The sequence below is a fragment of the Ideonella sp. P3_A4 genome, from assembly GCF_056403075.1.
The window spans coordinates 1-7,482 of record NZ_JBFUGE010000299.1 but is presented as its reverse complement, the minus strand read 5'-3'; the positions used below and the strand labels follow the sequence as shown (position 1 = coordinate 7,482).

7 protein-coding genes are annotated in these 7,482 nt (G+C 64.7%); 4 read left to right on the top strand and 3 right to left on the bottom strand.

Features of this window, described 5'->3' with window-relative positions:
* Both AC1DYI_RS21975 and AC1DYI_RS21970 read left to right on the top strand, forming a co-directional pair.
* Positions 1 to 321 (top strand): hypothetical protein (locus AC1DYI_RS21975; protein ID WP_477206262.1); only part of this gene is annotated, 321 nt, incomplete at its 5' end.
* 45 nt (positions 322 to 366) lie between these two features.
* Positions 367 to 1,470 carry a hypothetical protein gene (locus tag AC1DYI_RS21970; RefSeq protein ID WP_477206261.1) on the top strand — a complete coding sequence of 368 codons (1,104 nt, stop codon included), beginning with the start codon at positions 367 to 369 and terminating at the stop codon, positions 1,468 to 1,470.
* 63 nt (positions 1,471 to 1,533) lie between these two features.
* Here AC1DYI_RS21970 and AC1DYI_RS21965 read toward each other — a convergent pair whose 3' ends face one another.
* Positions 1,534 to 3,429, bottom strand: coding sequence for a propionate--CoA ligase (locus tag AC1DYI_RS21965; RefSeq protein WP_477206260.1), 1,896 nt, complete (start codon positions 3,427 to 3,429; stop codon positions 1,534 to 1,536).
* A 133-nt stretch (positions 3,430 to 3,562) separates the two neighbouring features.
* On the opposite strand from AC1DYI_RS21965, the gene AC1DYI_RS21960 reads away from it, so the two are divergent.
* Both AC1DYI_RS21960 and AC1DYI_RS21955 read left to right on the top strand, forming a co-directional pair.
* The gene (locus AC1DYI_RS21960; RefSeq protein WP_477206259.1) at positions 3,563 to 5,569 is read left to right on the top strand and encodes an alpha/beta hydrolase family protein; all 2,007 of its coding nucleotides are present in this window, start codon (positions 3,563 to 3,565) and stop codon (positions 5,567 to 5,569) included.
* Positions 5,570 to 5,759: 190 nt separating this feature from the next.
* Positions 5,760 to 6,077: an HU family DNA-binding protein gene (locus AC1DYI_RS21955; protein ID WP_477206258.1), complete on the top strand. Its 318-nt coding sequence runs from the start codon at positions 5,760 to 5,762 to the stop codon at positions 6,075 to 6,077.
* 18 nt (positions 6,078 to 6,095) lie between these two features.
* Here AC1DYI_RS21955 and AC1DYI_RS21950 read toward each other — a convergent pair whose 3' ends face one another.
* Complete coding sequence (locus AC1DYI_RS21950) at positions 6,096 to 6,572, bottom strand: VOC family protein (RefSeq protein ID WP_477206257.1); 477 nt, start codon at positions 6,570 to 6,572, stop codon at positions 6,096 to 6,098.
* Between the two features lie 11 nt (positions 6,573 to 6,583).
* On the bottom strand, positions 6,584 to 7,482 hold an 899-nt coding region (locus AC1DYI_RS21945; protein ID WP_477206256.1), incomplete at its 5' end, for a biotin/lipoyl-containing protein.

The following is a 7,482-nucleotide window of genomic DNA, read 5'->3' as shown; positions in this document are numbered from 1 at the left end:
GCGAATGCACCGGCGATGGTCGAGATGTCGACGATCGCCGGCGGCCGCTCCGCAGCGGATCGTGGCGGACACGGCCCCGGTCAGGAAGCGGCGCCGGACCGGGCCGCGCTCGGGCGGACGATGACGGCGGACAGCTTCGAGTCGAAGCTCGCCGGCCTGTCAGTAGCCCGCACCGAAGGCAACGCGACCTTCGAAAGCACCGACGCGCAGGCTCGCATCCCGGCGCCTTCCACGCAAGCGATGACACCGCCGAAGGTCCGCGCCAAGGCGAACGCCATTCCGAAGGAGACCTCGGACATCACGCAGCACAAGACGCAGTGATGTCGCATGTGTCCTTCCATTGAACCAATCATCGAAAGCACTGTCATGAAAGCAAGATTGACCCTGGCCGCGGCCGCCTTGGCCTGCCTCAGCGCCGCTCCCGCCTTCGCCTTCAACGTTGGCTCGTGCATGGGCGTGCCCGTCAAGTGGGCCACCAACAGTCCGCTGGTCCGCATCAGTCCCGTGAGCTTCCCCGACGGCTACTGGCGCAACGGCATTCAGCGCACCCTGAACCTGACCAACCAGAATCCGACGCCGTTCTACTTCAGCTCCACCACCGACACCGACGGTCTGGGACTGGGCAACGGTCAGAACGAAACCTGGGGCAGCACCGACGCAGGCATCCTCGCTGGCGCACCGGCCATCACCTACTCGTACAACACCTGCTACTGGTTCTTTGGTGTGGTTTCGCACCGTGACGAGTCGGATGTGATCTTCGACTACAACGCGCCCTTCCAATGGACGGCCGACGAGTCGAAGTACAGCCTCATCTACTACGGCGGCAGCCGCCGGCAACTGCAAGGCACCGGCATCCACGAGTTCGGCCACGCGATGGGCCTGCTGCACGTGAACACCGAATACAACGTGATGGGCGCCGACTTCCAGCACATCTGGGCCAATGGCTCCTGGGCGCACGGCTACCTGGGTGAAGACGCCGCCGACGGTGCTGTCTATCTATACGGCCCCTGGTCCTACAGCTGGCAGGACCTCGGCGTCTCGCACTGGAAGTACGCCTACGCCAGCGGCGAGTACTCATTCCATGCCCGGACCGCCGTCTACGACGCGTTCGGCAACTTGCTGCCGACGGTCACCGTCGGGACGGAGACCGGCTACCGCGTGAACAAGGGCCAGACGGTCCAGGTCGAGTTCACCTACGAGAACAATGGCCGTGACACCCAGACAGTCGACACAGGCTGGTATCTGTCCAACGACGACTACATCTCGACCGCCGACCGCTGGCTCGGCACGAACACCGGCATGACGCTGTCGCGCGGTGACGTGCTGACCTATCGGCGGACGGTGACGATCCCAAGCGACCTGGTCAGCGGCTGGAACTACTGGGTCGGTACGGTCGTGGACATCAATCACGTGGTGGCCGACGCCGTGTCCGAGAACAACGCGACCTACATCCCGATTCGGGTGAATTGAGCGTCGCGCTTCCCTAAGCGCGGCATGGGCCCTCAAGCCGGGAGGCATCGGGGCCCATGCACCTCAGGTGGTCATCAGGTCTTTCACCTGCTGCAGCGCCGCCGGGTCTTCCATCGTCGTCAAGTCGCCCGGGTCTCGCCCTTCGCACACCGCCTGGATCGCGCGGCGCAGCAGCTTGCCCGAGCGCGTCTTCGGCAACACCGAGACGAAGCGCACCCGTGCCGGCCGAGCGACAGCGCCGAGCTGGTCATCGACGACCTTCATGATCTCGCCTTCGAGCTTCAAGGCCCCGGCCGCGTAGGCGGCACGGGTCGCATCCTTCAGCACGACGAAGGCCATCGCGACCTGCCCTTTGAGTTGATCGGCCACACCGACCACCGCCACCTCGGCCACATTGGGGTGGCTGGAGATGCTCTCTTCGATCTCACGCGTGCCCAGCCGGTGGCCGGCCACGTTGATCACGTCGTCGGTGCGGCCGAGGATGAAGAAGTAGCCGTCCTCGTCGCGGATGCCCCAGTCGAAGGTCGAATACAGCTGTTGGCCCGGGATGCTGGACCAGTAGGTCTTGACGAAGCGTGCATCGTCGCGCCACACCGTCTGCATGCAACCGGGCGGCAGCGGACCGGCGATCGCGACCACGCCCTTCTGGTTGGGCGCGGTCAATTCCTGGCCGGTTGACTCGTCGATCAGCTTCACGTCATAGCCGTAGACCGCCTTGCCCGGCGAGCCGAACTTGCTCGGCGCTTTTTCGATGCCGTTGCAGATCGTCAGGATCGGCCAGCCGGTCTCGGTCTGCCAGTAGTTGTCGATGATGGGCTTGCCCAGGGCCTCGGCAATCCAGGTGGCGGTCGGCTCGTCCAGGGGTTCGCCGGCCAGGAACAACGCACGCAACGATGACAGGTCGTGCTTGCGCAGCGCCGCCGGGTCTTGCTTCTTCAGCACTCGCACCGCAGTGGGTGCGCTGAACATGGCCGTTACTTTGTACTTCTCGACCAGGCTCCACCAGATGGCGGCGTCGGGCCGGATCGGAAGGCCCTCGTACATGATGGTCGCCATGCCGGCGATCAGCGGGCCGTAGACGATGTAGCTGTGGCCGACGACCCAGCCGATGTCGCTGGTCGAGAAGTAGGTTTCACCGGGTTGGCCGCAGAAGATGTGCTTCATGCTGGCCGCCAGCGCCACCGCATAGCCGCCGGTGTCGCGCTGCACGCCCTTGGGCTTGCCCGTCGTGCCCGAGGTGTAGAGCGTGTAGCTGGGGTGCGTGGACTCCAGCCAGACGCAAGGCACATTGGCGTCGCGATGCCGCTCGCGCAGGTCGGCATAGTCTTCGTCGCGCCCGGCCACCTTGTTGAACGGCGCGAGCCCGCGGTCGATCATCAGCACCTTGGCTGGCTTGTGCTTAGCCAGCGAAATCGCCTCGTCCAGCAGCGGCTTGTAGGCCACCACCTTGCCGCCGCGTGATCCGGCGTCGGCGCTGACCACCAGCACCGGCTCGGCGTTGTCGATGCGGTCCGCCAGGCTGACGCTCGCAAAGCCACCGAACACCACCGAGTGGATCGCGCCGATGCGGGCGCAAGCCAGCATCGCGAACGCCGCCTCCGGAATCATCGGCATGTAGACCAGCACCCGGTCGCCCGGTTTCACCCCCAGTGCCAGCAGGCTCGCCGCCATGCGCTGCACCTCGGCGTGCAACTCGGCGTAGCTGTAGACGCGCTCCTGGTTGGTCTCGGTGGAGACGAAGATCAACGCGTTCTGGCTCGCGCGGTCCTTCAGGTGTCGGTCGACCGCGTTGTGGCACAGGTTGGTGGTGCCGCCGACGAACCATCGCGCAAACGGCGGGTCGCTGTAGTCGCAGACCTGGTCGAACGGTCGCCGCCAGTCGATCAGCGCCGCCTGCTCGCGCCAGAAGCCGTCGCGGTCATCGATCGAGCGGCGGTAGAAATCGGCGTAGTTCGTCATCCCGGTCTCCTATTGCTGCGTGTCTGCGTGAATTTCATCGCGGCAGGCTGACAAGCTTCTGTCAGATTCAACATTTGCGGGGTACCTCGGCCGCCAACGCCCGCGAAAATAGCAGGCTGACCGAGGGAGAACCATGATCGATCGCAAGACCGCCATTCGAGCGGCATACCTGCTGGGCACCGGGGCCATGTTGGGGTTGACCGCCACAGCGCAGGCCGCACCACCCAGTGTCGAAGACTTCTTCCGCCGTGAGGCGATCGGCCATGTGCAGTTGTCGCCCTCTGGCCAGCACCTGGCGCTCACTGTGCCTTCGCCCGAAGGCAGAACCCGGTTGGCGGTGCTGGACCTTCCGCTGACGCAGGCCCCACGAGTGGTGGCCTCCTTTCGCAACGCCGACATCGGCAAATTCGCCTGGGTCAACGACAACCGTTTGATCTACGAAGCGGTCGACTTCAGCGACGGTGTCGTGGTGCGCGCCTATGGCGCCGGCACCTTTGCCGTCAACCACGACGGCAAAGAGTCTCGCCAGCTGATTGCCTGGCGAGGTTTCGAGGTCAAGGAGGCGACTCACATCGTCTCGCGCGTGCTCGACTACCAATGGAAGTGGGACCGCACGATCGACGATGGCAGTGACGATGTCTGGGTCCATGAGAACCAGTTCGACGGGCGGGGCGAACCCACCGGGCAGGCGATCGCGCGATTGAACACCGCCACCGGCCTGCTGCGCCCCGTGCAACTTGCCGGCTTGGAACATATCAATGGCTGGCTGCCCGGCCCTGACGGTGCACCCGCCGTGGTGCGCACAAGTTGGAACGGTCGTCGCCAGTTGCACTGGCGCGAAGCACCAAGCAAGCCTTGGCAAATGATTCTGGACACAGTGAACCAAGATGGCAAAGGGTTCTGGCCGAGTTACCTCGAGGGCACCGATCGCTTGATCGTTTCAGCGAGCCAGAGCGGCGAGGACGCGCTGTACACCTTCGATCTGAAATCGAGACAACTGAGCCCGCAACCATTGGTGACGGTCAAAGGTTTCGATCTGGACGTCGTGCTCGAAGACGATCTGAAGGCTGGGCAGGTGGTTGGATTGCACTTCGTCACCGATCGCCCGCAGAGCTACTGGTTCGATGACGATATCGACGCGCTACAAAAGTCGCTCGACGCCTCGCTACCGACAGGTCGCAACAACCAGATCACCTGCGGCCGCTGCACGACAACGCGCTACTTCGTCGTCCATTCCACCTCGGACACCCAGCCTGGTGAGTACTACCTGTACGACCGTCAGCAGCGCAAGTTGGAGTTGATCGGCGCCGAACGGCCGTGGTTGCCCGAAGCCTCGCAGGGCCGGCGCAGTTTCCACCGCATCGCGGCGCGCGACGGCCTGTCGATGCCGGTCTACATCACACACCCGGCGGGCACGAAACCGACCGACAAGCTGCCGTCAGTGGTGCTGGTTCACGGTGGCCCGTGGGTGCGTGGCGCCAACCTCGATTGGGACGAGGAAGCGCAGTTCCTGGCCTCGCGTGGATACCGCGTCATCGAGCCCGAATTCCGAGGCAGCACCGGCTACGGCAACAAGCTGTTCAGCGCCGGCATCAAGCAGGAGGGTCAGGCGATGCAGGATGACCTGGCCGACGCCGTGCAATGGGCCGCCAAGCAAGGCCTGATCGACGACAAGCGCGTTTGCATCATGGGCGCCAGCTACGGCGGCTACGCAGCACTGATGGGACCGATCCGTCATCCAGGCGTCTACCGCTGTGCGATCAGCTTTGCCGGCGTCACCGACATCGAGCTTCGCTACAACGCCAGGGACAGCGACCTGACCGAGCAGTTGCGCCGCTACTCCCTGCCCTTGCTGCTGGGCGATCCCGAAGCCGACAAGGAACGGATGCGGTCCGTTTCGCCGCTGCTGCGCGCAGGCGAGATCAAGGTGCCGGTGCTGCTGGCTCAGGGTGCCAAGGACCGCCGGGTGCCGATCGAGCACGCCGAGAAGTTCGTCAAGGCGGCCAAGGCGGCCGGCGTCAATGTCGATTACAAGGTCTACGAGCTGGAGGGCCACGGCTTCGCGATCCCGGCCGACGAAGCCGACTACTACCGCCGCGTCGAGGCATTCCTGGCCAAGCACCTGGGCGCTGCCCCCTAAATCGCCGGGTCGATTGCGCCCAGTTACTTATTGCTACCTCGGTTTGGTCGGCCAAGGCGAGGACAATGTGACGCTGGCCGAAAGCCACAGGCACCTGCTCGGCCGGAGCTGGACCAACTTTTGCGTATGGCAGCACACGAGCATCGATCGTCGCCTGCCATCCCCTGTCATCACCGAAGGAGTCACTGAATTGAAGCCCTCTGAAATCATCGCGGCCGTGCGCGCCAAAGACGCCAAGATCATCGGCGAGATGGCCGACAAGAAGGCCGAGCAAATCGTCAAGGCCGTGCTGACGGTCATCCGCGAAAACGTGACCGCGGTCGAGAAGGGTGACCTGACCGTGCCGATGCTGGGCCGTTTCAAGGTCAACGAAGTCACCAAGGGCGAAGGCGCCGAAGCCAAGGTCGTCCGCAAGGTGACCTACATCGCCGCGAAGCCGGCCCCGAAGGAAGTGCCGCCGAACAAGGCTGGCAAGGGCAAGGCCGGCAAGGCCAAGGCAGAAGCCTGATCCAGCCGCGCCGGCGCTTTAGCCGGCCGGCCGCAGCGCCGCCACCACCTCGGGTGGCGCCTGCACCAGTTCGATCAGGACACCTTCTCCCCCCAAGGGAAACTCGTCGTTGCTCTTGGGGTGGATGAAGCAGATGTCGTGGCCCGCAGCCCCTTTGCGAATGCCACCCGGCGCGAAGCGAACCCCGTTCGCCGCCATCCACTCCACCGCCACGGCCAAATCGTCGACCCACAGCCCCACGTGGTTCAGTGGCGTCGTGTGCACGGCCGGCTTCTTTTCCGGGTCCAGCGGCTGCATCAGGTCGACCTCGACCGCGTGAACGCCCTCGCCCAGCGCGCAGATATCCTCGTCGACGTTCTCGCGTTCGCTGACGAAGGTCGACTTGACCGTCAGGCCGAGCATGTCGACCCACAGGGCCTTGAGCTTGTCCTTGCTCGGCCCGCCAATGGCGATCTGCTGGATGCCGAGGATCTTGAAGGGCTTGGTGTCGCTCATGACAGCACTCCTCAGGCAAACGCAATGATGGGCTGATCGACAGTCAGGCTCTCGCCCTTCTTCGCCAGCACCTCGCCCACCACGCCGTCCTGCACCGCGACGAGGATGTTCTCCATCTTCATCGCCTCGATCACCGCCAGCTTCTCGCCGGCCAGCACCTTCTGGCCCGGCGCCACGGCCACGTCTACCAGCAGGCCCGGCATCGGCGACAGCAGGAACTTGCTCAGGTCCGGTGGCGCCTTGTAAGGCATCAGCTTCAGCAGCTCGGCCGCACGCGGCAGCAGCACCAGCGTGTCGATCTGCGTGCCGTTGTGGGCCACGCGCATCGCCAGTGGCTGCTTGGCCGAACCGCGCTCCACCTGGGCCGAGAACGGCTGGCCGTTGCAGCGGCCGATCATCAGCACTTCACCCAGCTTGGTGTGGCTCTGGATCGCGTAGTGGTGGCTGCCGACATGCACGTCGGCCGCGCCCGCCGCAGCGTCGAAGTTGATCACCTTCACCGCATGGTGTTGGTGCTGGCCTTGCTCGCCCAGCACCACGACCACCAGCTCCGGCGCATGTTCGACCCCGTGGCCCGGCAACTGCCCGCTGATGCCCGCCGCACGCTCTTGCGCCCTGCGCCGCACGAAGGCTGCCAGTGCCACCAGGAACAGCGGATCGTCGTGCGGCACGTCCTCGGCCCGGAAGCCGTGGCCGTAGTGCTCGGCGATGAAGCCGGTGTTGAAGTCACCCGCCACGAATTTCGGGTGCGCCAGCAGCGCCGCCTGGAACGGGATGTTGCTCGAGATGCCGCGGATCACGAAACCGTTCAGCGCCTCGCGCATGCGGCGGATCGCGTCGTTGCGATCCTTGCCGTGCACGATGAGCTTGGCGATCATCGAGTCGTAGAACATCGGGATCTCGCCACCTT

Bases quoted from the DNA above. Each gene is read 5' to 3' on its own strand.
- AC1DYI_RS21970 (WP_477206261.1), top strand. From the start codon at position 367: ATGAAAGCAAGATTGACCCTGGCCGCGGCCGCCTTGGCCTGCCTCAGC.
- AC1DYI_RS21965 (WP_477206260.1), bottom strand. From the start codon at position 3,429: ATGACGAACTACGCCGATTTCTACCGCCGCTCGATCGATGACCGCGAC.
- AC1DYI_RS21960 (WP_477206259.1), top strand. From the start codon at position 3,563: ATGATCGATCGCAAGACCGCCATTCGAGCGGCATACCTGCTGGGCACC.
- AC1DYI_RS21950 (WP_477206257.1), bottom strand. From the start codon at position 6,572: ATGAGCGACACCAAGCCCTTCAAGATCCTCGGCATCCAGCAGATCGCC.